Origin of the sequence: Nitrobacter sp. (genome assembly GCF_051535235.1) — a bacterium.
GTDB lineage: Bacteria > Pseudomonadota > Alphaproteobacteria > Rhizobiales > Xanthobacteraceae > Nitrobacter.
Genome location: NZ_JBPPLZ010000002.1, coordinates 79126 through 103740, shown reverse-complemented (window position 1 = coordinate 103740; position 24615 = coordinate 79126). Strand labels below are relative to the sequence as shown.

22 protein-coding genes, 1 tRNA gene, 2 pseudogenes and 6 riboswitches are annotated in these 24615 nt (G+C 58.3%); of the genes and pseudogenes, 22 read left to right on the top strand and 3 right to left on the bottom strand.

The annotated features are described in order from the left end of the window. Positions 1-5: 5 nt before the first annotated feature. The 8 genes and pseudogenes from nuoB to ACS3WA_RS02930 all read left to right on the top strand — a co-directional run bounded on the left by nuoB (position 6) and on the right by ACS3WA_RS02930 (position 6980). On the top strand, positions 6-794 hold the full coding sequence (nuoB, locus tag ACS3WA_RS02965; RefSeq protein WP_438277077.1) for an NADH-quinone oxidoreductase subunit NuoB: 789 nt from the start codon (positions 6-8) through the stop codon (positions 792-794). Further along, on the top strand, positions 787-2763 hold the full coding sequence (locus tag ACS3WA_RS02960) for a proton-conducting transporter transmembrane domain-containing protein (RefSeq protein WP_438277076.1): 1977 nt from the start codon (positions 787-789) through the stop codon (positions 2761-2763). Before nuoB ends, ACS3WA_RS02960 begins: the two co-directional genes overlap by 8 nt. A gap of 22 nt (positions 2764-2785) precedes the next feature. Then, on the top strand, positions 2786-3160 hold the full coding sequence (locus ACS3WA_RS02955; protein WP_438277075.1) for a fluoride efflux transporter FluC: 375 nt from the start codon (positions 2786-2788) through the stop codon (positions 3158-3160). Between the two features lie 10 nt (positions 3161-3170). After that, positions 3171-3515 (top strand): DUF190 domain-containing protein, encoded by a 345-nt coding sequence (locus ACS3WA_RS02950; RefSeq protein WP_438277074.1) that lies wholly within the window; start codon positions 3171-3173, stop codon positions 3513-3515. Between the two features lie 4 nt (positions 3516-3519). After that, the gene (locus tag ACS3WA_RS02945) at positions 3520-4185 is read left to right on the top strand and encodes a hypothetical protein (protein WP_438277073.1); all 666 of its coding nucleotides are present in this window, start codon (positions 3520-3522) and stop codon (positions 4183-4185) included. 76 nt (positions 4186-4261) lie between these two features. Continuing rightward, a riboswitch (Fluoride riboswitch) is annotated at positions 4262-4321 on the top strand. 131 nt (positions 4322-4452) lie between these two features. Beyond that, positions 4453-5718, top strand: a pseudogene (gene eno, locus ACS3WA_RS02940) (phosphopyruvate hydratase); the annotation flags it as partial. Positions 5719-5943: 225 nt separating this feature from the next. Then, positions 5944-6588, top strand: coding sequence for a universal stress protein (locus tag ACS3WA_RS02935; RefSeq protein ID WP_438277385.1), 645 nt, complete (start codon positions 5944-5946; stop codon positions 6586-6588). A gap of 113 nt (positions 6589-6701) precedes the next feature. Further along, positions 6702-6980, top strand: coding sequence for a hypothetical protein (locus ACS3WA_RS02930; protein WP_438277072.1), 279 nt, complete (start codon positions 6702-6704; stop codon positions 6978-6980). 172 nt (positions 6981-7152) lie between these two features. On the opposite strand, the gene ACS3WA_RS02925 is transcribed toward ACS3WA_RS02930, so the two are convergent. Continuing rightward, complete coding sequence (locus ACS3WA_RS02925; RefSeq protein WP_438277071.1) at positions 7153-7515, bottom strand: hypothetical protein; 363 nt, start codon at positions 7513-7515, stop codon at positions 7153-7155. A 258-nt stretch (positions 7516-7773) separates the two neighbouring features. Then, positions 7774-7835: riboswitch (Fluoride riboswitch) on the bottom strand. A 114-nt stretch (positions 7836-7949) separates the two neighbouring features. Next, positions 7950-8012, top strand: a riboswitch (Fluoride riboswitch). 67 nt (positions 8013-8079) lie between these two features. Between ACS3WA_RS02925 and ACS3WA_RS02920 the strand changes: the two genes are divergently transcribed. The 8 genes from ACS3WA_RS02920 (at position 8080) to ppa (ending at position 17873) form a co-directional block, all read left to right on the top strand. Next, on the top strand, positions 8080-9348 hold the full coding sequence (locus tag ACS3WA_RS02920; protein ID WP_438277070.1) for a class I SAM-dependent methyltransferase: 1269 nt from the start codon (positions 8080-8082) through the stop codon (positions 9346-9348). Between the two features lie 66 nt (positions 9349-9414). After that, positions 9415-10626 carry an MFS transporter gene (locus ACS3WA_RS02915; protein ID WP_438277069.1) on the top strand — a complete coding sequence of 404 codons (1212 nt, stop codon included), beginning with the start codon at positions 9415-9417 and terminating at the stop codon, positions 10624-10626. A gap of 123 nt (positions 10627-10749) precedes the next feature. Further along, positions 10750-10810, top strand: a riboswitch (Fluoride riboswitch). Positions 10811-10989: 179 nt separating this feature from the next. Next, positions 10990-12711 (top strand): dynamin family protein, encoded by a 1722-nt coding sequence (locus ACS3WA_RS02910; protein ID WP_438277068.1) that lies wholly within the window; start codon positions 10990-10992, stop codon positions 12709-12711. Then, positions 12704-14326: a MutS-related protein gene (locus ACS3WA_RS02905; protein WP_438277067.1), complete on the top strand. Its 1623-nt coding sequence runs from the start codon at positions 12704-12706 to the stop codon at positions 14324-14326. Before ACS3WA_RS02910 ends, ACS3WA_RS02905 begins: the two co-directional genes overlap by 8 nt. Further along, entirely contained in the window at positions 14323-15813 is a 1491-nt protein-coding gene (locus tag ACS3WA_RS02900; RefSeq protein WP_438277066.1) for a MutS-related protein, read from the top strand. The genes ACS3WA_RS02905 and ACS3WA_RS02900 overlap by 4 nt, the downstream gene beginning before the upstream one ends. A gap of 105 nt (positions 15814-15918) precedes the next feature. Further along, positions 15919-15979: riboswitch (Fluoride riboswitch) on the top strand. A 37-nt stretch (positions 15980-16016) separates the two neighbouring features. Next, on the top strand, positions 16017-16439 hold the full coding sequence (locus tag ACS3WA_RS02895; RefSeq protein ID WP_438277065.1) for a hypothetical protein: 423 nt from the start codon (positions 16017-16019) through the stop codon (positions 16437-16439). Positions 16440-16578: 139 nt separating this feature from the next. Then, a riboswitch (Fluoride riboswitch) is annotated at positions 16579-16641 on the top strand. A gap of 119 nt (positions 16642-16760) precedes the next feature. Continuing rightward, positions 16761-17111, top strand: coding sequence for a hypothetical protein (locus tag ACS3WA_RS02890; protein ID WP_438277064.1), 351 nt, complete (start codon positions 16761-16763; stop codon positions 17109-17111). Positions 17112-17336: 225 nt separating this feature from the next. Further along, the gene (ppa, locus tag ACS3WA_RS02885; protein ID WP_438277063.1) at positions 17337-17873 is read left to right on the top strand and encodes an inorganic diphosphatase; all 537 of its coding nucleotides are present in this window, start codon (positions 17337-17339) and stop codon (positions 17871-17873) included. A 415-nt stretch (positions 17874-18288) separates the two neighbouring features. On the opposite strand, the pseudogene ACS3WA_RS02880 reads toward ppa, so the two are convergent. Continuing rightward, positions 18289-18390, bottom strand: a pseudogene (locus ACS3WA_RS02880) (ABC transporter ATP-binding protein); the annotation flags it as partial. Positions 18391-18763: 373 nt separating this feature from the next. Between ACS3WA_RS02880 and ACS3WA_RS02875 the strand changes: the two are divergent. Together ACS3WA_RS02875 and ACS3WA_RS02870 are read left to right on the top strand one after the other, a co-directional pair. After that, positions 18764-19195, top strand: coding sequence for a hypothetical protein (locus ACS3WA_RS02875; RefSeq protein WP_438277062.1), 432 nt, complete (start codon positions 18764-18766; stop codon positions 19193-19195). 139 nt (positions 19196-19334) lie between these two features. Next, a complete protein-coding gene (locus ACS3WA_RS02870) occupies positions 19335-19688 on the top strand; it encodes a hypothetical protein (RefSeq protein WP_438277061.1) in 354 nt (117 codons plus the stop codon). A 330-nt stretch (positions 19689-20018) separates the two neighbouring features. Here ACS3WA_RS02870 and ACS3WA_RS02865 read toward each other — a convergent pair. Further along, positions 20019-20093: transfer RNA gene (locus ACS3WA_RS02865), tRNA-Gln, on the bottom strand. Positions 20094-20387: 294 nt separating this feature from the next. Here ACS3WA_RS02865 and ACS3WA_RS02860 point away from each other — a divergent pair. From ACS3WA_RS02860 to ACS3WA_RS02845, 4 genes are all read left to right on the top strand, one after another. Next, entirely contained in the window at positions 20388-22172 is a 1785-nt protein-coding gene (locus ACS3WA_RS02860) for an acyl-CoA dehydrogenase (RefSeq protein ID WP_438277060.1), read from the top strand. 36 nt (positions 22173-22208) lie between these two features. After that, the gene (locus ACS3WA_RS02855; RefSeq protein WP_438277059.1) at positions 22209-22976 is read left to right on the top strand and encodes a crotonase/enoyl-CoA hydratase family protein; all 768 of its coding nucleotides are present in this window, start codon (positions 22209-22211) and stop codon (positions 22974-22976) included. A 155-nt stretch (positions 22977-23131) separates the two neighbouring features. Further along, entirely contained in the window at positions 23132-24061 is a 930-nt protein-coding gene (locus ACS3WA_RS02850) for a histone deacetylase family protein (RefSeq protein WP_438277058.1), read from the top strand. Between the two features lie 66 nt (positions 24062-24127). Then, a complete protein-coding gene (locus ACS3WA_RS02845) occupies positions 24128-24391 on the top strand; it encodes an exodeoxyribonuclease VII small subunit (RefSeq protein ID WP_438277057.1) in 264 nt (87 codons plus the stop codon). Positions 24392-24615: the final 224 nt, after the last annotated feature.

The window sequence follows — 24615 nt, the reverse complement described above, 5'->3', positions numbered from 1 at the left end:
CATCCATGGCGCTGTGGACGTTGTTTGGACTGGCGAGCGGAAAAGCAACCACGCCGTGGCCGAAAGATGGAGCAAACGACGGACAAGACGGCGTTCTGGGCATGCCGCGCTACAACCCGGCTCTGTGTCAGGAAGGCTGCGAGGAATGCGCGGCCGCGTGCCCGACGAACGCCATTCAAGTAAAGGATGGTGGTCTTTCCGTTGACTATGGACGCTGCGTGGTCTGCCAACTCTGCACCGAAGCGTGCCCGCGCGGCGCGATGGAGCCGTCACATGATTGGGCATTCGGCGTTCGCGACCGGACCGACCTTGTCTGGTCGAACGATCGCACGAGCCATCCGGCCGCAGATCGAACCGAACGAAGAGCATTTCGCCGAAGCCTGCACATCCGTCATGTCGATGCAGGATCATGCAACGGCTGCGAGTCGGAACTTCAGGCACTCAATAATCCGTTTTACAATCTGCATCGACTGGGGATCTTTTTCACGCCATCACCGCGATTTGCAGATCTCCTGCTGGTGACCGGGCCAGTCACCCGTGCGATGTTCGAGCCGCTCAGGGCTGCGTACGAGGCGATGCCGGAGCCTCGCTGGGTCATGGCGGTCGGAACCTGCGCGGTATCGGGAGGAATTCCCGGGGGCAATTACGCGTGTGGCACCGGACTCGAGGGCGTGCTTCCCGTTGATCTCTATCTTCCCGGATGCCCGCCAAACCCATCCGCGATCCTGCAGGCATTGTTGATGTTTCTTGATCGCGCCCCTCAACGCGTAAGAAAGGGGCAGATCGGTGGCTAATCAACTTTTGCTGCTTTGCGCGATCATCTGGCTGGCCGCAGCAGTTGCCGGCCTGAGCGGATCTATCACTATCGGCCGCATCCTGCTGGCGGCGGGCGCCGCAATCGGCGTGCTGGCGACAATCACCGGCCTGCCGGCTGCGACGCCTGCGGTCATACTCCCCGGTCAAATCATGGGAGAAGCAGTCCCATTTCGTCTCGATCCGGAAGCGCTCTGGCTTATGGGCTTCGGTCTGGTTCCGGCCGGCTTTGCCTGTGCTTTGATGTCGCCCTCCCAACGAGGTTCTCGAGGTTGGATTTTCGGCGTGGCCATCAGCCTTCTTGGCGCGCTTGGCGTATTCGGCCTCCAGAACGGCGCAGCACTGATCGTCGCGTGGGAGCTGATGAGTCTTGGCGGCGCTGTGATGATCCTGTCGGAGAATTTCGACCCGTCTCGGGGACGAACCGTATTGTTCATGCTGGCGCTTCTCGAAGTCGGCACCGTCGCGTTAGTCCTCGCAATTTCGATTTATGGACTGCGCGCCTCCTCTCTCAGTTTTGCGCAATTCATCCATGAGGCAGACGCACTTCCTTACGGAGTAATGATCGGCATTGGCCTTCTCTTCCTGATCGGGTTCGGCGCCAAGCTCGGCCTGTTACCGTTCTATGAATGGTTTCCCGGAGCTTATGGTTCGGGCAGCGGCGCATCGGCAACAATTCTCTCCGGCGTCGTATTGAACGCTGCATTTTTCGCTTTGTCGCGATCGTTGATGGAATGGCTGCCGGTCGCGCCTGATGGCGCGTTTCCGACGCTCGCCGTGATCGTGATCGTCGTGGCGACCATCAGTGCAATTCTGACCATCCTATATGCTTTCCAACAGGATGACTGGCGCTGTCTCCTGAGTTTTTCGTCGGCTGAAAATGCCTCGATCGCAGTTGTGGCGCTCGGCACGTCGATGCTTTTTCGCAGTTATCAGCTCCTGGATCTGGCCGGGCTTGCCTGGACGGTTGCGTTGCTGCATCTCGCCGGGCACGCGCTGGCCAAGGGCGCGCTGTTTATCGCCGCCGATGGCCTGCGTCGAGCCAACGGTAATTACGCAATCGCTTATGGCGGTGCAGGCAGTCATTGGCTGTTTGGTATAGGCGCTGTCCTGGCCGCGATGAGCCTCGCCGCAATGCCTCCGGTCGCCGGATTTGTCAGCGAGTGGTACGTCTTCCAGACCGTTTTCCAGGGCTTCAATCTTCCCAATCTCAGCGGTCGTCTGACGCTCGCGCTGACGGGCGCGGGGTTGGCTCTCACCGCGGCGATTGCGTTTGCGACCTTCGTCAAGGTCATCGGCCTCGGCGTACTGGGGCGGGATGCAAAGAGATCCGCCCCTATTCGAAGAGCCTACTCCATTTCGGTTGGTCTTATCGGCCTGGCCGTTCTCGCTCTTGGAGTCGGTATGCCGCTCTGGCTTTCGGCTTTAGGCGGAGCAACATCACGGCTGTTCGGCAGCGTCGTGACAAATCTCATGCATGACGGACCAATACTCGTTCCGTTGACAGCCAAGTTCGCGTTTATCTCGCCGAGCCTCTTGATTGTCGTCATGCCGTTGCTGGCGCTGATTCCGATCGCATTGGTTGTGCTGAGCCAGCGTCAACCTCTTCGTCGAGTGCCCGTCTGGTACGGCGGCCTTGCCCCAGATCCGAGCCACGCATCTACTACTGCTCTGACGTTTTCCAATGCGATGCGAACGTTCTACAGCTTCGTCTATCGGCCAACAGCCAATACCGAGCAGGATGCGGATGCTCAGGGGTATTTTGTCAAAAAGTTAGTGTTCGAGCATGACGTCGCACCGATCTTCGGGCCATTCCTCTTCCAGCCCGCAGTGCGGGCCGTCCAAGCTATGGCGCGCACGCTGCGATTACTGCAATCGGGGCACCTGAATTTTTACCTCGGCCTGATCGGGATTCTCCTCGTGCTGATCCTCGGGCTGACGCTGATCTGATTTGCAAAGGCGAAACGATACGATGTGGACCTACGGAGCGATTGCTTTTTTTGGCGTGCTTGGTTGCTGGGCTCGGTTCGCACAAACGAACCTTGTGCAAGCGGTTTACAGCCGCGATTTTCCCTATGCCACCATGAGCATCAACGTTATGGGGAGCTTCTTCATGGGGTTTCTGTTCGTTGAAACTCTGGAGCGCCTGACGCTTGGGCCGGCGCTCCGCACTGGAATCCTGACGGGATTCCTTGGTGGTTATACGACTTTCTCGACCTTTGAAATGGAGACGCTTCTTCTTGCCGAAGGTGGCGAGGTGCTGAAGGCCTGTCTGTATGTCCTGCTTTCCGTCGGCCTCGGTTTGGTAGCCGCATTCGGAGGAGCCTACATGGCACGCAACCTGTGAGGAAAGAGACATGACGGAGGAAGTGTTGATGGTTCGTATTTATCTGCACGAAGCCGATCACGGCCGTCGAAAAACGTTAATGCAGGAGATCCTGACGCTGCTTCAGGATCAACACGGTGTTCAGGGCGTCACCGTATTCCGTGGTATCGCCGGCTTCGGTGCAAGCGGAGAGGTCCGCGCCGACGATATTCTTCGCCTCAATGTCGACCTGCCCCTCATGATCCAGTTTTTCGATGTGCCGAAGGTCGCTGAAGCTGCAATTGGAATTCTTGGCGATCTGGTTCCGGGCGGGCATATCGTCTCCTGGCCGGCGAAGCGTTACGGGGCCGCAACATCGCTGCCGAACAAAAGCTAGTCTCATGCAATCGCCGCCGACAGAAATGCGCAAGCGCAATTCCAAACTTCCGGCGAAGTCTAAAGCGAACGCCGCGCCGGCACTCGCTTTGACCCATGGCCAAGCCATGTGGCTAATGACGGAGCTTGGCCTTCGCGGTGGGGTCAGTGGGTCGACTTTCAACTCCTACATCAAATCTCTGCGCAGGATCGGAATCCCTTTCGAAACAGGCAAAGGGCAGTCCAAGGGACATCGGCATGTCACCTACGATTTCGAGGAGTTGATGGAGCTGACAGTCGCACTGCTGTTGCGGGTGTATGGAACAGTACCTGACGCCGTGTTGGTTGGTCTTCGCAATTTTCGTAATGATCTTCGGCCGATTTATCGTCAGGCATTCCATGATGCCATAACCAGAACGTTTCCTGCGGCGCGAGTCGTTGAACGCGCTGGGAGCCGTTTAACAGCCGAGGGACTCTTCCTGGACCTGAACATTCGATATGTGGCAGGACAGATGGTTCAATTCGGTCCACCGAAGGCTATGTCGCCGTTCGAAGCGATAGTGACTTTTACCAGTGCCGAAGTGCCTGGCCGGTCCTATCTGCCTTTAAACGTCACCGCCGTCGCCGAACTGATCGTAGGATGCTCCCGTGTGGCACCGTCGATCCGCCGTGGTCGCGGCGCGCCCACCTAGGGTAACAAAAGGCAACAACGGAAAGATTCCGGCCGTGGCTGCTTCGCTTGCCTCGTGGGGCTGGCGCAGGTATCATAAGCAAGATGGGGATGGAGTCCCCCGAAACCGCCGAAAGGCTGATGACTCCTACCGCGCGAATGGTCGTGGTAGGAAGGTTGTGACTCCTTGGTCCCCCGTTCTCCTCGGCAGGCCTTATCCGCAGCGATTCCTGCGTGAGGATTCCCCATTTCGCGCCGTTGATGTCGAACGAAGGGGATGGAGAACGCCATGGACAGGATTACTGCGATACTCGGAGACGAAATACTCGACTCGCGCGGCTATCCGACGATGCGCGTCGAAATTCGCTTGCAAAGCGGCATCAGCGCATTTGCATCAGTACCCTCGGGAGCATCCACCGGTGAGGGCGAGGCGCATGAGCTACGGGATGATGATTCCAAGCGCTATCGTGGCCGCGGAGTTCTCAAGGCGATCGCCAACTTGGAGGAAATCGGTCGTGTGATTCGTGGCCACGATCCGACCAAACAGACGGACCTTGATCGCCTTCTCATTGAGACAGATGGGACTGAGACGAAGTCTCGACTCGGCGCCAACGCCATTGTGGGCGCATCGATGGCGATTGCTCGCGCCGGTGCGCAGGTCTCCCGGAAGCCACTATACGCCTACCTTGCGAATGCAGCGGCCCACCGCCTTCCCGTTCCAATGATGAACGTCATCAATGGAGGAGTTCATGCCGCAAACTCGCTCGATTTTCAGGAATTCATGATTGTGCCGCACAGCGCGCCGTCATTCCGCGAGGCTATGCGATGGAGCTCCGAAACCTATTACGCGCTTCGCGACCTTCTCATCGAGAAAGGTCTCGCCACCGGCGTCGGCGATGAAGGTGGCTTTTCACCGAACCTGGACAGCAACGACGCAGCCTGTTCGCTGATCGTTGAAGCCATCCAGCGCGCGGGTTTCATTCCTGGTGAGCAGATCGCCCTTGCACTCGATCCGGCCGCTTCGTCGTTCTGGCGCGACGGCTCGTATGACTTGAAAAAGTCCGGTGCGGGAACGATGGATAGTGTCGCTCTCGAAGCGCTCTATAGAGACTGGATCAAGCGGTTCCCCATTGTCTCGATCGAGGACGGGTTCGGCGAGCACGATTGGCCGGCATTCCAGTTTCAGACCGCTGAGCTCGGACAATCGATCCAGATCGTTGGTGACGATCTGTATGTGACGAATCCCAAGCTGATCGAGCGCGGCGTTGCCGAGAAAACAACGAACGCCGTTCTAATCAAGCTTAACCAGATTGGTACCGTCACCGAAACGATCGCAGCTATCTCAGCTTGCCGCGCAGCGGGATGGAATTACATCATCTCTCACCGCTCCGGCGAAACCGACGATCCGTTCATCGCAGATTTTGCGGTCGCGATGAATGGTGGGCAGATCAAGGCCGGCGCACCCTGCCGTGGTGAACGTCTGGCGAAGTACAATCGCTTGCTCGAGATCGAACGTGAGGTTGCCGGCCAAAGCTTCTACCTGTCTCCCTTTGCCGCAGATCACGTCCACTCCGAGGATAATGAATGCACCGCCGAGATTTCTCTTTCCTCGGGACATGGCGTCGTGGCTGTGATCGAGGAGGCCTCTTCAGCCCAACGGTGTCTGACCGTAGCGCAAAGGGCGGCACAACTCGCAGGGAATATTCCGTTAACAGCACTTCACATCTGTGTTGATCCCGCCAAGCTCATCGCAGCCGCCGAGGAAATCGACCTTCAAACGATGCGTGAGCTGCGCGAAGGTACTGCCCAAGAGCGATTATGTCAGGCTCGATATATATTTGAAGGCTGGTTGGCGTTTTCCGGTGCTCGCGTCAAATGGCTCGAACATGTCGGCGATATCACATCTTCCTTGGTCGCCGAGGTGAAGGGAGCTGGGCTCATTGCAGTAGCAAAGCCGCATAATCTTGATGCCGCCGACGCGCTGCACGCCGCGATTTTTAGTACCGGTCGCCCGGTTCTGTTTGTGCCGACCGAAGGCGACCTTCCGCAAACGTTGGGCGAGCACATCGTGATTGCGTGGAAACCGCGGACGCAAGCACGTAAGGCGATCACGCGCACGATACCCTGGCTCCGAGCGGCCAAGCGACTCACGATCGTCGCTGTCGACGAATTCGGAGCCGGCCAGGGCTGCATGGAAGCGCTAGGGCTACTGAAGGACCAGGGTATTTCAGCCGAGGTCAGGCACGTGCACACCCAGCCGGGGCAGCATATCGGCGCGCGTTTACTGTCGGAAGCCGAAGCGGTCACGGCCGATGCCATCGTTATGGGCGCCTTTCGTTTCGGCCAGATTTTCGAATGGGTATTCGGCGGCGTGACGCACGAAGTTCTCAGGCACACCCGCTTGCCGGTTTTCATGATGCACTGAAAACCGTGCGCGAGGTCGCTGTTAACCCCACCAGATCTACTTCTTTCGAAACACTGGCCTCCATTGAGATGTTTACGTCCCTGCTTCGCTGAATAATTCCGGAGTACAATGCCGTGGCGAGGGAAATCCCTTTCATCGTAGCACTCAAGAATCACAAACGCTGGGTGGATAAATTTTCAATCGTTTCAATCGTTTCAGTCCTCGGCTTATCCTACTTCGTGGCCTATCTTGCCGACCTTACGAAGGCGGACGAAGCGGGCCGTATCAGCATGTACATCACGACGGCAAGTGTTGTGATCGTTGTATGTATCTGGCAGGCTACGGCGTTCATTGTCGCCTCTATCGAGTTTGCGTTCCAACAGCGGAGGGACAACAAAGAGCCGTGGGAGTAGTTTTCGTTCTTTTTCGGGCTGCTCCATTAGCAAAAGGGCGGTCAACAGAAAATCTCGCTCAGCCTTCCCCTCATCAATCGGTCGAGCAGCAATCTGTGAGTCGATTTGGAACGATCAACAGCCTCTTCGACTGCGCTGGCTACACTGACCAAATCTCGCTCCGGAACTTCCATCATTCTGTCGCTCGCGAAAGATGGGATTGCCCTGAAATCCGACGTTCTTCCCCACGGAACCATTCCAACATTTTTGAGCGGCTTCCCGAGAGGGGTTTGGCCCATTGAGTGGAACGGATGGGTTTGTCATTGCCGTCCCAAAACATTTCCTTCACGACAAGAAGGGTCCATCCGTTCGGATTTGGCTTGGTGAGCAAATACTGATCGATGACAAATCCGGAGGCGCCCCCATTGAAAGTATGCCGTTCGCGGATCCAGTTGACGCCGCGGTGCTCCCATTTCGTGCGGCGCAGATCCGAATGCGCCTCACCAAGAAGCCCGTAGATCAACCGGAAAAACGATGAACTGGCAAAAGTTCTCACGGCTCATCCCAAGTCTTCTTGGTGCTGCATGCGTTACGCTGGCTGCCGTCTGTTCCGCAGTTGGACGAAGTAAATGCCAAGCCGCCCTGACCAATGGGAGTTCGGGTCACGCGGTGGCCGAGTTCGAGCCCGGTTTTTCGACGCCTCATTCATCCTTTCATCGCAGGGGCGACATTCTATCCGTTCGAAAGGACATTTGCCCTGGCAAATAAAAACCCGCCTAACGGCGGGTTGCACAATCCTCCCACCGCGATATCTCGCACGGCAGGAGTCATCAGCCATGGGGGCGGTTAAAGGGAGACTCCATTCCCTGCACAAAAGCTACCAGCCGCAACGCGAAAGTGCAATGCGGCCTTGCCGAAAAAGAAAGCGAGCCGTTCGCCAATGCCGGTTCGCCCTCCAAACCCCTTGACGTCGCGCCGCCGGCAGACGAGCATAAGAGCGGGAATGGAGTCTCCCTTTTAAACTGCCTCGGTGCTGATGACTCCTACCGCAACATTGTGCGGTGGGAGGTCGCTTGCGTGTAGTACGACGCCTGCGACCGCAGTTCGGGAGGCAGGGCGCGTGCTGGATGCATATCTTCGGCAGTCCGTTCGAAACGGATCACTCGGTATTATCTGGCCGAATGATCGTCAGACTCGCTATGGTGAAGAGTATTGCCCACAGGTGGTGGTAAGGCTGAACGGCCTATTCACACCACTAAAGCTTGCTCTTCATCCTTATCTTTATCTTGGCGAAGCCTACATGGACGGCTCGTTACGTCTTGAGCGTGGCACGTTGTGGGATCTCATGGACCTTCTCTGCAAGAACCTTGCGGGGCAGCCCGATGGTTGGCTTGTTCGGCTGGCGCGTCCAATTATTAGCAGCCTGACTCAGCACAATTCCCGCCGACTTTCCCGACGAAATGTGTCGCACCACTATGACCTTTCCAATAAACTATATCGGCTTTTTCTCGACAAGGACCTGCAGTATTCGTGTGCGTACTTTAAGCGTCCTGATCTGACGCTGGATGCTGCGCAAACAGCAAAGAAACGCCATTTAATCGCAAAGCTTCAACTGCAAGCCGGTCAACGCGTTCTCGACATCGGCTGCGGGTGGGGTGGTCTCGCGTTATCGATCGCCGAAGCCGCGAATGTAGAGGTTCTCGGCATCACCCTCTCCCGAGAACAGCTTGAGGTGGCGAAGCAGCGCGCTAGTGAAGCTGGTCTGTCCGAGCGGGTCAAATTCAAGCTCATGGATTTCCGCGACGTTAGAAAAGATGCGTTCGATCGGATCGTTTCCGTCGGGATGTTCGAACATGTCGGCGCTCCCAACTATGCAGCGTTCTTCGAGCAGATACACAAGCTACTATCTCCCTCGGGAATCGCCGTCTTGCACGCGATTGGCCGCATGCACGGGCCGTCGATAACCAGTCGCTGGATGCAGAAGTATATTTTTCCCGGGGGGTATATCCCCGCTCTCTCGCAAGTTATTCCCCACGTCGAACGGTGTGGATTTTGGCTCACGGACCTGGAAATCCTTCGGCTTCATTATGCCAACACCCTGCGCCTCTGGCGCGAACGAATTCAGCAAAGTCGCGAAGCCGTCGAAAAACTTTACGACCAGCGGTTCTGCCGCATGTGGGAATATTACCTCGTCGCTAGTGAGATGAGCTTCCGCTACGCCGGCTTCATGGTTTTCCAGATCCAGTTGGCCAAGGCCGTCGGCGCCGTCCCGCTCACCCGAGATTACCTATTCGAAGCCGAGGGCAAGGCGACATCCTTTTTTGACTTCCCAACGTCTCAGAGTGTCCAGTACGCCCCGTGCGCTACATCGCTGAATCGATCCGACTGATTCACCAGTGCAGATCCTGTAGGACTTTGATCGGCAGATTTCCGCCCCCGTCCGGTAGGAGGCACTATGCCAACTCAGGAATTCACGCAAACAAGGCGTACGAGCGGCGACCGCAAGATCGCCATTCGATTTGTCCTGCTGATCGGTATCCTGAGCTTTTTTGCGGACTTCACCTATGAGGGCTCACGAAGCATTCTGGGACCCTATCTTGGAGCGCTTGGCGCCAGCGCGACAATCATTGGCATCGTCACAGGCTTCGGCGAATTGCTCGGTTACGGTCTCAGACTGATGTCCGGACGGTGGGCTGACGCGACCGGTCAATTCTGGCCCATCACAATTCTCGGCTATGTCGTGCAGATGACGGCCGTCCCGGCGCTCGCACTGACGACGAGTTGGCAAGCTGCCGCGGTGTTGATCATCCTCGAGCGCGTCGGCAAGGCGATACGCAATCCGCCGCGCGACGTCATGTTGTCACATGCGGCCAAGCAGATCGGCGGCTACGGGACCGTCTTCGGTATTCACGAAGCGCTCGATCAGTTCGGAGCCTTGTTCGGCCCGCTTCTGGTTGCCTTCATTCTGGCGAACCGAGGGAGCTACCAGGAGGCCTTCGCCGTTTTGCTTATCCCCGCTTTGACTAACCTTGCATTCGTCGCACTCGCGCGGCTGCTCTATCCCCGGCCCCAAGATCTCGAACCATCGCCGCCACTGATCGCGAGCGACGGCTTGCCACGCGTTTTCTGGCTTTATCTCGCGGGCGCCGCACTCGTTGCGGCTGGCTTCGCTGACTATCCTGTGATCGCCTACCATTTCGGCAAGACGCATATCGTTCCGAATGAATGGATCGCGATTTTCTATGCTGTCGCGATGGCCGTCAGCGGAACGGCTTCACTGGTGTTCGGACGCCTGTTCGATCGCTTTGGCTTTTCCGTACTTATCGCACTGACGTTTGCCGCCGCCCTTTTCGCGCCGCTTGTTTTCCTCGGCGGCTTCTGGCTGGCTCTGATCGGTGCGGTAATCTGGGGTATGGGCATTGGCGTGCATGAATCCATCATCCCAGCGGCAGTAGCGCCAATGGTCCCACTGCATCGTCGAGCATCGGCGTTCGGTTTGTTCACGGCGGGCTATGGTGGGTCTTGGTTCCTAGGTAGCGCGGTGATCGGCATTCTTTATGATGCCTCGGTCTCCGCGGCCATTTTCTTTTGCATCCTGATGCAGTTGGCAGCGACCCCGATTTTCATTGCTGTCGGCCGCCGGCACCCAGACTTTCAGCACCCATAAAAGTCTCTCTATCTTTCGATGATTTACCTCTTTGAGACTCAGGGAATAGTCAGCGTTCCCAGTCCCGTTCCTGCACGGATGACGTGATGGGCCGCTGGTTGACGCCTTATCTTGGGTCACCTACATTAAAAAAGGGATGGAGTCCCCCTCTCACGCTCTGTTCGCTGATGACTCCTGCCATTTGAACCGTGCGCCAATCAGGCACCGAGGCAGGACTGTCATGATGAGGGCTAACCGTCCCGATCCCCAAGATTGTGCTCTTGTTGAGCGAGGATTTTGCAGGCCGCATACGTTTGCGACGTCGGTGATTCCCGTTGGCTCCTCTCGGGCCAGCGGCAACGACTGCTGATGTGGAGTTCAGCCATGGACCTTCGCGAATACGAAAGGGCGAAGTTCGAGGTAGCAGAGCTTCTCCAAAGGGTCGTGACGCACAAATTGACGGATGGCAGCCGTTCGCTGCACGATCGGTTGCAGGACCTGTTTGCCCGCCTCGCGGAAGATCGCTTCAACCTCGTCGTTGCCGGCCGCTTCAATCCCGGCAAGTCTTCGCTGATGAATGCCATCCTCGGCCTGGACCGCCTACCGACAGGCATCGTGCCGCTGACTTCTGTGATCACGACAGTCTCCTATGGCACGGCCGAAAAAGTGACGATCAAATACCGACAGCGCCGACTCGACAGCGAAATCTCTCTTAGGCAATTGGCCGAATACGTTACGCAGGACGGCAACCCGGGCAACATCCGGGGGATCGCGACGGCAAACGTTGAATTGCCGGCCGACATCCTGCGGCGTGGCTTCTATTTCATCGATACGCCTGGCCTTGGTTCGGTCATTGCCGAAAATACCGCAACGACGAATGCTTTCCTGCCCGAATCGGACGCTCTCCTGCTTGTCACGAGCTTCGACAGTCCGCTTACGGATGATGAATTTATCTTCGCTCGCGCAGCCCTTGGCGATCTGCCCGTCTTCGTGATGTTGAATAAGCAGGATCTCGTAACGCCGGTGAAACGAGACCAGGCCGTAGCTTTTGTCCGACGGCATCTCGAGGGACTTGGGGTGCAGCGGCCTGTGGGCATCTTTTCGGTCTCGGCGCGCGACGCCCTGGCGGCGAAGCTGTCCAATGATTCTGAGCTTCTTGCTGCGAGCGGATTGCCGCCGCTTGAAGACGAGCTTGTCCGATTTCTCGTCGAAAAAAAGCGTACCGTGTTTTTGTCGCGCATGTGCATACGCGTCGAAGAACTACTCGGCGATCTCCCAACTTTCGACGGATCGGGAGCGTTGCGGCAACGGGCGCAAGCGCTGACGAAAAAATTCAGCGGCATCACCGATGTGGAAGGGCGGCGTCAGGAAGATGCCGCTGCCGCCGGTCATTTCAATTCGGCTCAGCTTCGATCGTGCGAAATCTGCGCCACCGTCGAGAGGCGAAGCTGGGATTTTCTGGCTCGGTTCCAGTACGACCTCGCGACAGATCGCAATTGTCAGATCGACTTCGCGACCCGGTCCGGATTTTGTTGCTATCACACGGCCGAATACAAGGATATCGCATCACCCTTCGGAACCTGTTCAGGCTACCCACCGCTTCTCGAGCGGATGGCGAAGTTGCTGCAAATCGCAGCACTGCCGAGTTGTGGCGATCCGCAAATGGCTGTCGCGGCCTTATTACCGGATCACGGCTCATGCCTGATGTGCGCTGTGCGCGACGAAGCCGAGGCGCGCGCTGTTGCGGATGTATCAGAGCGGCTTCGGACTGGCGATGCGGTCAGGCGAAAGCAGATGTCCGCCCTCTGTCTGCCGCATCTGGTTGCCGTTACCAATTTGGTTGACGATCGCGAGATCCTCCGTGCGCTCCTGCAGCAACAGGCGGCAACGCTGGAGCGCACAGCGGAGGACATGCGGCGGTTTGCGCTCAAGCAGAGCGCGGCTCGCCGGGAGCTCCAGACCAAGGAGGATCAAACTGCGCCCCAGCGCGCACTTACGCTTGTCGCCGGACGACGCAACGTTAATTTCGCAGCCGGGCATGCATCCGACTCGCCGCTCACCGTGAGCGCAGCGCCTCGTGTTGGCGAAAGGATCGGCCATGACTGAGCAAGCTCACGACGTTGCTCATCGTTCTCCTGCCGCCTCAATCGGCGCGAGCTACGGTCAGCCTACTTCCACTGCAGTGGTGCCTTTCGGCAGCATCCTGTTCCCGCCCGGCCTCGAGGCGCGATTAGATTGCGCCAACGAGCCTGATTGCTTCATCGACTTGAACCTCGATCAGGTTATTGCCGCAGTCGTTAACAAGCGTGACGAAGAAACCCTGCGACCGATCTTTTATTCGCCTTTCCGAAGCGAAGATATCGTGCGGTACCGCCAAGCCGTGTTTTCTGATCTGGAGCGCTCGGATTTGTTCGCTCTATTCCCGGTCTTCTGCGAGATCATGCGATCCGTACGCGCGAATCTTGGTTATGCGGAACAGATCTCTTGCCGCAGCCATCAGCATACCGTTTTCCTCCATGCGGTTGGCCTTTATTGTCATGGCGTAACGTCGTTGCTGCGCGATCTGCAATCCGTTGCTCCGCAATCGCCCGGATTGCGTAATCTTCTTGGTTATCTCACTGCCTATTCGGATTCGGCCGCGTTCCGACAACTTGTAAGCGAGACGGCAGAGCTACACGAACTTCTGTCAAATCTGAACTACGGTATGCTGTTCCGTGGCGATCAGGTCACCGTGCGGAGATACGCGTCCGAGCCCGACTATACCGTCACCGTTCTCGAGCGCTTCGCGAAGTTCAGAGAGACCAAGACGGAGCCACCCGCGTCTCGCAAAAACACGGACGGTTTCTCGTTGAACCACGTCGAGCAGGCAATTCTCGAATTTGTGAGCCGTCTCTTTCCGGTGGAGTTTCACAACCTTGACGAATTTGTAGGTCGTCATGGCGGGTTCATTGATGAGACGATCGCACGCTTCGATCGCGAGATCGGGTTTTACGTCGCTTACCTCGAATTTATCGATCCTCTCAAGCGTACCGGATTGCCCTTTTGTCACCCGGAAGTATCTGTCTCATCGAAAGAGACATTGGTGGAGAGCAGCTTCGACCTGGCGCTCGCCGCAAAGCTCGTCCAGGAGACAGGCACCGTCGTCCGCAACGACTTCCACCTCACCGGGCAAGAGCGGTTACTGGTGGTCTCCGGCCCGAACCAGGGTGGCAAGACGACCTTTGCCCGGATGTTCGGACAACTACACTTTCTGGCGAGTCTTGGCTGCCCCATCCCGGGCAAGGCTGCACACCTGTTTCTTCCCGACCGCATTTTCACGCATTTCGAGCGGGAAGAGGACATCGCCAATCTGCGGGGCAAACTGGAGGATGAACTCGTCCGATTGCATGCGAGCTGCGAAGCCATGACATCCAATAGCGTAATTGTTCTCAACGAAATCTTCAATTCGACGAGTTTGGATGACCAGGTTTTCCTGAGCACCAGGATTATCGAGAAAATCCTGGCGGCCGATGTAATAAGTATCTGCGTGACCTTTATCGACGCGCTTTCCACCTTAAGCGATAAGACAGTCAGCATGGTGAGCACGGTCGATCGCGAAGATCTCGTCCACCGAACCTTCGAGGTCATCCGCAAACCCGCCGATGGCCTCGCCTATGCGCTCTCGCTTGCACAGAAGCATGGCATAACCTACGACCAGCTCCGCAGGAGGGTCCGTCCATGAAGACCTTCCTGATGCATCCCGATCGTGATTTCAACGCAGAGCCGCCCTCCCCTAAAGTCGTGATTCCGTACGCTCAGGATCTCGAGCTCAACGTACTGCTCGATGCCGCCGCGGCAGGGGATCGTTATCTCCATGACATCATGTCCGCGGCTTGTGCTCATGCATGGGAAAACGACATCGCAACCGTTCTATATCGGCAGGCGATACTGAAGGACTGTCTTGCCAACCCGGCTGTTGCGCGGCAACTCTACGCGATCGCGACCGAGCCGTTCAGCCGGGATCATAGTTGGAGCTTCAGTCTTTACGGCAGGGATGCCGCCTCGAAGGTGAGCAGCGGCGTGCACACCCTGCAAAGCAGCCTCGACGTGCTTGGCCGCCTGCGGGATACCTGCATTCGCCATGCCGGCCGATTCACATCTTCCGGTTTCAGGCTGTTCTTCGCAACGCTCGAACGGGATCTCGACGACTCCTGCCTCGCAGCAGCGCGCGCGGACCTCGATAACCTGACATTCCACAACGGGCTGCTGCTGAGTGCTCAAGTTGGCGAAGGCGGCAAAGCGATTGGTACGATGCTGCGAAAGCCGCAGCCACGCGATCTGAATTGGATGCGCCGTATCCTTACATCTGGAGGGCGGAGTTTCACGTACCAGCTTCATCCGCGCGACGATGCGGGAGCCCGGGCCTTCAGCGAATTGCAAGACCGCGGCCTTAGTTTGATTTCGGACGCAATCTACCAGTCGGCCGAGCACGTTCTCGGTTTCATCAAGGCTCTGCGCGCCGAACTCGCATTCTATCTCGGCTGCCTCAATCTCAAGGAGCGCTTCGATCAGATCGGCGAGCCGGTTGCTTTTCCTGAGCCCCGGGAGGACCATGGCCACTTTCGCTGCAGGAACCTGCGTGACGCCAGTCTGGCATTGACTATGGGACGGCCCGTGATCGGCAACGATGTCGACGCCGAAGGCAAGCCCCTGGTCATCATTACCGGCGCCAATCGCGGCGGCAAGTCGACGTTCCTTCGCAGCGTCGGTCTCGCTCAATTAATGACGCAATGCGGGTCGTTCGTTACCGCGGACGCATTCGTGATTTCTCTTCATTCCGGCTTGTTCACACATTACAAGCGGGAGGAAGATCGCAACATGCGAAGCGGCAAGTTCGATGAAGAACTCGTCCGTATGAACGCGATTGCGGATGACATTCACCAGTCCGCGGTGGTTCTGTTCAACGAGTCCTTCGCCGCCACGCACGAGCGCGAGGGCTCGGAAATCGCTCGCCAGATCGTTACGGCTCTTCTGGAGAACAACGTCACGGTGTTTTTCGTCTCGCACATGTATGAGTTCGCGCGCTCGTTTCTGAACGATGAGCGGGCCTTGTTCCTGCGCGCCGATCGCGAGGAAGACAGCGTGAGAACCTTCCGGCTCGTCCCCGCGAAGCCTCTCCCAAAGAGCTTCGGCCATGACCTCTATGAACGCATTTTCGGAAACGCATGAGGCCGTACCGCCTTCTGCATAAGTGGGACCAGCGCGGTTTATCTCGGCGAATAGCAGCGTTGAACTCAGCTGCAGAGACTTGCCCGGGTACGGTTTTGCGCTATTCTACATGCTGGGGATGGAGTCCCCCTTTAAACGCATGCCCGCTGATGACTCCTGCCAATCGAAGTTGCGAACCATGAGGTTCGCCAAGGCAGAAAACCATGAGCGGACAAGCTGGCGATCAACCCGATCTTACGTTTAACGATCTCATGGCCGATCCGATGATCCGCACGATTATGGAAGCGGACGGCATCGACGAGCGCGAACTGCGCGAGCTATTTGATCGGACGGCCGCGCAACGAAACCAGCAATTGGGCGAGGACAGTGAAGGTTCTGAGCCCGTGCCGGACCCGCACCTTCAACTAACGACCTGTGTAGCTGATGGGCGTGCGGCGGCCACGAGGATTCGCTCAAAACGCACGAGCAAGCGTCGATCCAGCATCGTGCCTTCATGGTCCCCGACGAGCACGTGGCAATGGCCACCCCATGATCTTCTCATATGGCTCGCTGTGGGTGAATTCCTTCTCGTTCTGCCGCGCGGGTTGCGGCCCGCTGCCGACGAGAGCGGTCTTATATATTGCTGACTTAAAGCAGCCCACCCAGTAGCGGGCAGCGCGAACTCCCGCCGCGATCTTCAACGATGTAACCTCGCACGGGCTGCAAGTTGGATCCTTCGAACTCGTCGGGAAGCGCGGAACTTGCCGCGCCATTCGCCGTTATTACGTTCACGTCGGGGAAGGAGTCCCCCATCATTCCCGCCGAGAGGCTGATGACTCCTGCTGCGTGGTTTAAGCGCGGTGGGAGAACGTCGGCAAACCCACCGTCAGATCATCTGCCGTTGCCATCATGAGTGCCGCGCGACCTTGGCGTGGGCACCTCATGACCTATGACCTGAGGAGGTTATCATGGAGCAGTTTGCCATAGAGTTTTTGGACGTCCAACCGATGATAGAGGCACTCAGAACCAGACCGATGGACTTCGAGTGGGATAGAGGCTGGCTGCATCATTTGCCAAGCAATCACTGGTTTAAAGTCGATGAGGAAGGCGATATCCGAATCGACGCGCACTGCGATTGCGTTATTCTGCGCGTGCGTCGCGATCAGGGCAGAAAGCTTTGGAATGCATTCCAGACGTGGGAGGCATCCTATTGGCGACCCATAGAGATCAATGGGGAATTCGCCAGACACTTTGGACCGCCAAACTGGCTGCAACGTCTCTATCGCGGCTCGAGGTTCATACTTCGTCGTCTCCGTTAGCGCAAGATCCGACCTTCGTTCGTCGCGACTAGCCTTGATAATCCTTTTGACCCGGAGCAATCGCCCTTGCGAACCAGCAACAATCTGGATCCGACGAGTTTGCCGTCCCTTTCAGGCACAGCGCTCGTGCGTGCCCGGGCTCGGTTACGCCGGGAGGCGCACTCGGCAAGTGCGAGCAGGAAGTAACCTGTCGGCCATAAGCAGTAACTGAGAAGGAAGATCGCAATGAACCTCTCGCACATTCCAATTGGCTCAAATGCACCCCACGAAGTCAACGTCGTCATCGAAATTACGCAAGGCGGCGCGCCCGTTAAATACGAGGTCGACAAACAAACGGGCGCCATGTTTGTCGACCGGTTCCTGCACACCGCAATGTTCTATCCGGCGAATTACGGCTTCATTCCTCAAACGCTTTCGGAGGATGGAGACCCAATCGATTGCATGGTGATTTCACCAACGCCGGTGGCACCGGGCGTCGTCGTCCGATCTCGCCCCATTGGGGCACTTCTCATGGAGGACGAGCACGGAATCGACGAGAAGATCATTGCTGTGCCAATCGACAGGCTTCATCCGTTCTATAAGCGGGTGACAAGCTATCGAGACCTCCCGGAAATTCTCATCGAGCAAATCGGTCATTTTTTCGAGCACTACAAGGAGCTTGAGAAGGGCAAATGGGTGAAGCTCGCCCGCTGGGTCGATCCTGCTGAAGCCGCCGACTTGATTCGTGCGGGTGTTAAGCGCGCGAAGGCAAAGACGCAGTGATTATCAGGCACCTTGTGGCCGCACACGCGCCGGTCGGCTGACGACGCAAACGTTGGCGGTCGGGACGACGAAGTCGGGCCTGTTTGGCCGGCGCGCTATATTCTTGCTATTGTGGCGAGTATACGGATCGGAGTGCGCCGCAATTCTTGATATGAGTCCTCGCTTCCGCAGTTCCTACGACGATTGAAATGGAACATAGAGAGGATCGATGGAACACAGAGAGGACCGACGACCGATCGTAAAGATCGGTACTACCTCTCCTCGCTTGACCGAAGATTCCTCTGTATATCGCTGGTCCGTTCAATTGCAACGTATCCGCCCCGCCAATAGGCAAGAGCTGTGTTCCTTTCCGGTGCCGCGAGATGAACGACGCCGCCGAGGGTGATCGCATGAGAGTGTCGCTCGATGATTTCTTCGCCACCGCCTCAGAAACATCGTGAGTGACAAGAATTGCAGTGAACGCCTGGTCGCTCCAAACTCGCTCAAGCAATCGCTGCATCGGGATGCGCGTCAAAGCGACCGAGATATTCAACCAACCTAAATAGCCTATCGTTCCGGCAGTTAGAGGGCCGGCCAACTAGGCCGCCGCGATTGAACCCACCACAACAGTGACGCCTGTCAAAATTGGATGCTCTTGCGCCTCTCTTTTGGCTTCGGCAAAGATTGCACCCGCACCACCAGATATGATCTGAATTTGAGCTTTAAGAGTTGTCGCGGCTGTAAGGCTAGAGTTTCCTGCACTCTTAGCGGCGAGATCTAAACCAGCTCGAAAAATGTCTACCTGCCATTGGTTTCCACTCAGTTGATATATTCCACAACCGACCTAGCATTGATTTTGAGGGCCAGCCGCCATCGCATGATATCACTGGGAGCGCTTAGGAAACGTGACAATGACTGAAAACACAGCTCTAAAAGCTGCGGACCACACCAAGTGCAGCCCACTTGTTCTGTTCGCTTCCAGGCGCGTTTTCTCGATTTTCTCGTTTGCTTGTTTGTCACTTCTCTTGAGCTCACTTCTGATTAAAAACAGCAATCCGATAATGTGCGGAATAATGATTTTCGCTTTTTCGCTTCCCTTTGGCTTTTTCGGTTTTCATCTTATTTCTAACGGATACCGCCTGGACCTTACTGATGGTGGCTTAGCCTTGACGTGTTTTGAGCGGACGCAAACCGCCCGTTGGGCGGACGTAAAAAGTATCCGTGCAGGATCTTCTGGATTTTATAAACAATTGTTTGTGAACTACCGAGAGAGGGCTCTCGATCGGTCTCTCACGCTTTGGCCAGTCTTTTTTGTATTAGCGCACGTGAATTGGCTACTCTGATCCGTCCATATTGCGAGAACTATCCGAAACTTAGCGAAACACTGCTTTTGGACGTGTAGAACCGCGTCTTTCCCTGAAACAGATAAATACTCTGCCCGAACCGAGCGCGCAGAGGCGAGATGGCGCCGACATCCACTTCGTGGTCGACGCCTATTTCAAGCAGATCCGCAGCACTGTCGATTCCATCTACCTCAACAACCTACATTACCACCTTATGATGGGATCTCGGCGCCTCAACAAGTCGAGACCGGTCCACGTGTCCCGGCTTCGCACGCTGAAGGTGTCAGACTTGACGGAATCTGAGGTCGAGGCGGAATTCAAGCACACCACAAAGCTCTTCGACACGGCGGGAACCGAGGACAAAATTGCGAAGGACGCAGCATTTACGGCTACGCTACAGACAAAGGCACTGGTGAAGACAACTTCGCTGAAGGGGCCTGCAAAACCAGCTCCAAAAAAGAAGGCCGCCAGGAAAGCAGCGAAAAAGAAGTGAAAGAGACGACGACCGGGCTAGGTCGCCCGGCCTCACAGCAAAAAGCCGCCTCGGGCGGTAGCGCCAAGAATTCTCACTTCGCCACCGCAGGCCGCGGAGAACGGGACAAATAGCACTGCGACCTCGTCCGCTCAGCCATGATCGAACCACGTCTCCGCCAGCGGTCCCTCGAAAACGGAAATATCTGGGATATCGGCCGGAGACTTTCGGGTGTTTGGTACCGGGCAGGTGCGGATTGGTAAGATAGAGACTGACCGCCAGCTTCCAAGGCCCGCTCTTAGCGGGCCTTTCTGCGACTTAACTGGGAAAGTCTCTAGCGCTCGGACCGGATGGCTGGGGCGGGAGGGATCGAACCTCCGAATGGGGGAATCAAAATCCCCTGCCTTACCGCTTGGCTACGCCCCAACGGCCCGGAACGCGCGAAAAGTAACCTCGCGGATTCCCTCGGGCTCCGACGGTCTATAGAGAGAACCCTGTTTTTTCAACCGGCTGGACCGATCCGACAGCGGTTGGCCTGCTCGAAATCTGGGCCTTCTCCCTGCGCTCCTGGAAAACCGGAAGCCAATGGTCCGAGGCCGGGCCGCATCGCCACTATGGTCACTATACTTGAAAGAGTTGAGAGCCGTCCGGTTTCGTGGGAATACGGCTATGGCGGCCAACAGGCGCCGTCCTGTCCAGCCATCGCTCGCGAGGCACGCCATGACCTATCGCGCACCGATCAGCGACATGCTGCTTGCTCTCAACCACGGCGCGGGGATGAAGGCCGCGGTCGCAGCCGGCCATTATGGCGACTACGATCCCGTAATCACCGCAGCGGTGCTGGAAGAAGCCGGCCGGTTCGCGAGCGAGGTGCTGGCGCCGCTCGACCGCAGCGGCGACCAGCACGGCGCCAGGCTGGAAGACGGCCACGTGACGACCGCGCCCGGCTGGCCTGATGTCTACCAGCGCTGGGCTGCGGGGGGCTGGAACGCCGTCTCGGGGCCGGAGAATTTTGGCGGACAGGGGCTGCCGCTCGCGATCAACGCCGCCTGCACCGAAATCTGGAGCGCGGCAAACGTCGCGTTCGGCCTGTGCCCGCTGCTGACGCTCAGCGCGATCGAGGCGCTCGCCGCGCACGGCAGCGATGACCTGAAAAACATCTATCTCGCAAAACTGGTGTCCGGCCAATGGACCGGCACGATGCAACTGACCGAGCCGCAGGCCGGGTCGGACGTCGGCAGCCTGCGCAGCCGGGCGGAACGGGCCGCCGACGGCAGCTATCGCATCTTCGGCACCAAGATCTTCATCACCTATGGCGACCACGACATGACCGAGAACATCGTGCATTTCGTGCTCGCGCGCCTGCCCGATGCGCCGGCGGGCACCAGAGGGATTTCCCTTTTTCTCATCCCGAAATTCCTCGTCAGCGCGGACGGCTCGCTCGGCGCCCGCAATGACATCCATGCCAGCGGCATCGAGCACAAGCTCGGCATCCATGCCTCGCCGACCTGCACCATGACCATGGGCGATAATGGCGGCGCCGTCGGCTACCTGATCGGCGAGGAAAATCACGGCATGCAATGCATGTTCACGATGATGAACCAGGCCCGGCTCGGGGTCGGGCTCGAAGGCGTCGGCATCGCCGAGCGCGCCTATCAACGCGCGCTGGCTTACGCGCGAGAACGCAGGCAGGGCCGCGCCGTAGGCAAATCCGGCGATGGCATGGACGCCATCATCGTGCATCCCGACGTCAAGCGGATGCTGATGCAGATGCGCGCGCTCACCGCCGCCGCCCGCACGATCTGCTACGCCACCGCCGTCGCGCTGGATGTGGCGGCGCGTGCGAGCGATCCTGACGTGCGCACAGCCGCCGCCGCCCGCGGCGCGCTGCTGACGCCGGTGGCGAAGGCGTTCTCGACCGACATCGGCAATGAGGTCGCCTCCCTCGGCATTCAGGTTCACGGCGGCATGGGCTTCATCGAGGAGACCGGAGCGGCGCAGCATTATCGGGACGCCCGCATCACCTCGATCTACGAAGGCACCAACGGCATCCAGTCGATCGATCTGGTGACGCGAAAGCTCGGCGCCGACCGCGGCGCGGCGGTGTTCGCGCTGCTCGACGAACTGTCGGAGACCGTCAAGCGCGTGGAGGCTTCGAACGATCCGGCGTTCGGCACCACCGGTATCAGACTGCATGAAGCGGTCGGGTCTCTCGAACGCGCCAGCAAATGGCTGCTGGAGCGGCTGGCGTCGGCACAGAATGACGCGCTCGCCGGCGCGACACCCTATCTGCGGCTGTTCGGAGCGACGCTCGGCGGTTGCAAGCTCGCAGAAGAAGCCCTCGCGGCGCGTGACCATAGCGACGAATTCGGCGATGCCAGCCGCTACGTCACGCTGGCGCGCTTCTTCGCCGAGACGATCGCGGTGCAGGCTCCGGCGCTGGAGCGCACGGTGATCGACGGCGCCGATGCCGTGAACGGCGCCGATGCGGTTTTGCTCTCCTAGATCCAGATCGCGCGGCACGGAGCAACGAAACACATCATGACCGGACATGTCACAGTCACCGACGGCGACGCGATCCGGGTCATCTCCATGCGCCGTCCGGAGAAGAAGAACGCGATCACCCGCGAGATGTATCGCACGATGAGCGAGGCGATCGATGCCGCACAAAACGATCCGACGATCCGCTGCATTCTCATCACCGGGGGCTCTGGCGTGTTCACGGCAGGCAACGACCTCGACGACTTCCTGAAGGACGGCACGTCCGGCAGCAGCGACGGCCCCCGCGGTTCCGACGCGGTGACATTCCTTCACGCGCTGGCGCACAACACAAAACCCCTCATCGCGGCGGTAGAAGGCCTCGCGATCGGCATCGGCGCCACCATGCTGTTCCATTGCGACCATGTTGTCGCCGGCAGCACGGCGACGTTCTCGACGCCCTTCATCCAACTCGGTCTGGTGCCGGAAGGCGGGTCCAGCCTGCTGGCGCCGCGGACCATGGGCCATCAGCGCGCCTTCGCCATGCTGGTGATGGGCCGCACGCTCGGCCCCGAGGAGGCCCGCGAGGCGGGTTTCGTCACCACCGTCGTCGCGCCGGGCGAGGCTGAAGCGGAAGCCGGAAAAATCGCCCGCGAGATCTGCGCGCTGCCGGCGGAAGCCGTTGCCATTTCGCGCAAACTTCTGAAACCGCCGCCGGAAGAGTTGACGCGCCGGATCGATCAGGAAGCTCATCTGTTCGCCGAGCGGCTGCGCTCGGAGGAAGCGATCGCCGCGTTTCAGGCGTTTTTCGCGCGCAAAAAGGAATCATAGCCGAGCCCGTGGGATCGCCCGACACCGCCCGTGATCCGCCGAAGTGGATCCCGCCGGCGGCATCAGGACCGCAATACCTTTCGGAACCTGGCATAACCCGGTAGATTGACCCTTCGCTGTCGCGCGCGATGCCCGTGCGGCGATCAGGATATGGCATGACAACGCTCGTTCTCACCCATCCCGCCAGTCTCGATCATCTGACGCCGCCCGGCCATCCGGAGCGGCCGGATCGGATTCGCGTCATCGACAAGGTGCTGACCGAGGATCGTTTCAAGGGTCTGGCACGCGGCGAGGCGCCGAAAGGATCGCTGGATTCGGTCGCGCTCTGTCACAGCGAGCACTATATCGCCGAACTCCGGCATAGGTCGCCAACGGATGGGCTGGTCTATCTCGACGGCGACACCTCGATGTCGCCGGGGACATGGGAAGCTGTCATGCGTGGCGTCGGCGGCGCGATCGCGGCGACCGAGGCGGTCATCGCCGGCCGCGCCAGCAACGCATTCGTCGCCACGCGCCCGCCCGGACATCATGCCGAGGCCGGCCGGGCCATGGGCTTCTGCTTTTTCGATCACGCGGCGATCGCGGCGCGTCATGCCCAGCGCAAGCACGGCATCGACCGCGTGGCCGTGGTCGACTTCGATGTCCACCACGGCAACGGTACGCAGGACATCTTCTGGGCCGATCGAACGGTGATGTATTGCTCGACCCATCAGATGCCGCTGTTTCCCTACAGCGGCGCGACCAGCGAACGCGGCGATCATGACACCATCGTCAATGCACCGCTGGCGGCAGGTGAAGGCGGGATCAAATTCCGGTCGACGTTCGGGAACCTGATCCTGCCTCGGCTCGAAAAATTCGCGCCTGAACTCCTCGTCATTTCCGCCGGCTTCGACGCCCACAAGCGCGATCCGCTGGCAAGTCTCAATCTGGAGGCGAGCGATTTCGGATGGGTGACGCGCAAATTGATGGATGTCGCCGATGCGACCGCGGACGGCCGAATTGTCTCGGTTCTCGAGGGCGGCTATGATCTGCAGGGGTTGCAGGAATCGGTGGCTGAACATGTCGCCGCATTGATGGGCACGTGACATTCTGCCGCGCTATGGCCGAAACGATCCCATAATCTGCAAGCAATCGATTCCGGAAAACATCAGATGGCCGAAAATACCCTTGCCAATACCCTTGCCGACGTGAAGACACTGTCCTTCGAGCACGCCATCGCGGAGCTTGAATCCATCGTCAAGCGCCTGGAGGACGGCAAGGTCCCGCTCGAGGAATCGGTCACGATCTATGAACGCGGCGAAGCGCTGAAACGGCGCTGCGAGGAGTTGCTGCGCCAGGCCGAGGCGCGTGTGGAGAAAATCACCACGGACGCTTCCGGCCAGGCAACCGGCACGGAACCGCTGGACGTGCGGTAAGGGCTTCCACCCGACCGGAACATTCGAAACACGTTCCGGCCCCCCCTTAAGGAGCCGGAACAGTCATCAAATTAAGTGTCTTTGAACTAATTGTCCTTGATTGTGGTCCTGCTCGCGGGTTCCCCCAGGGATGCAACTTAAGCCCCTTGGAAGCGTTAGCTTTCCACTTTCCGGCGGGCCGGCTTGCGACCCTTGAACCTTCGGCCAAGCCCCTCCTACTCATG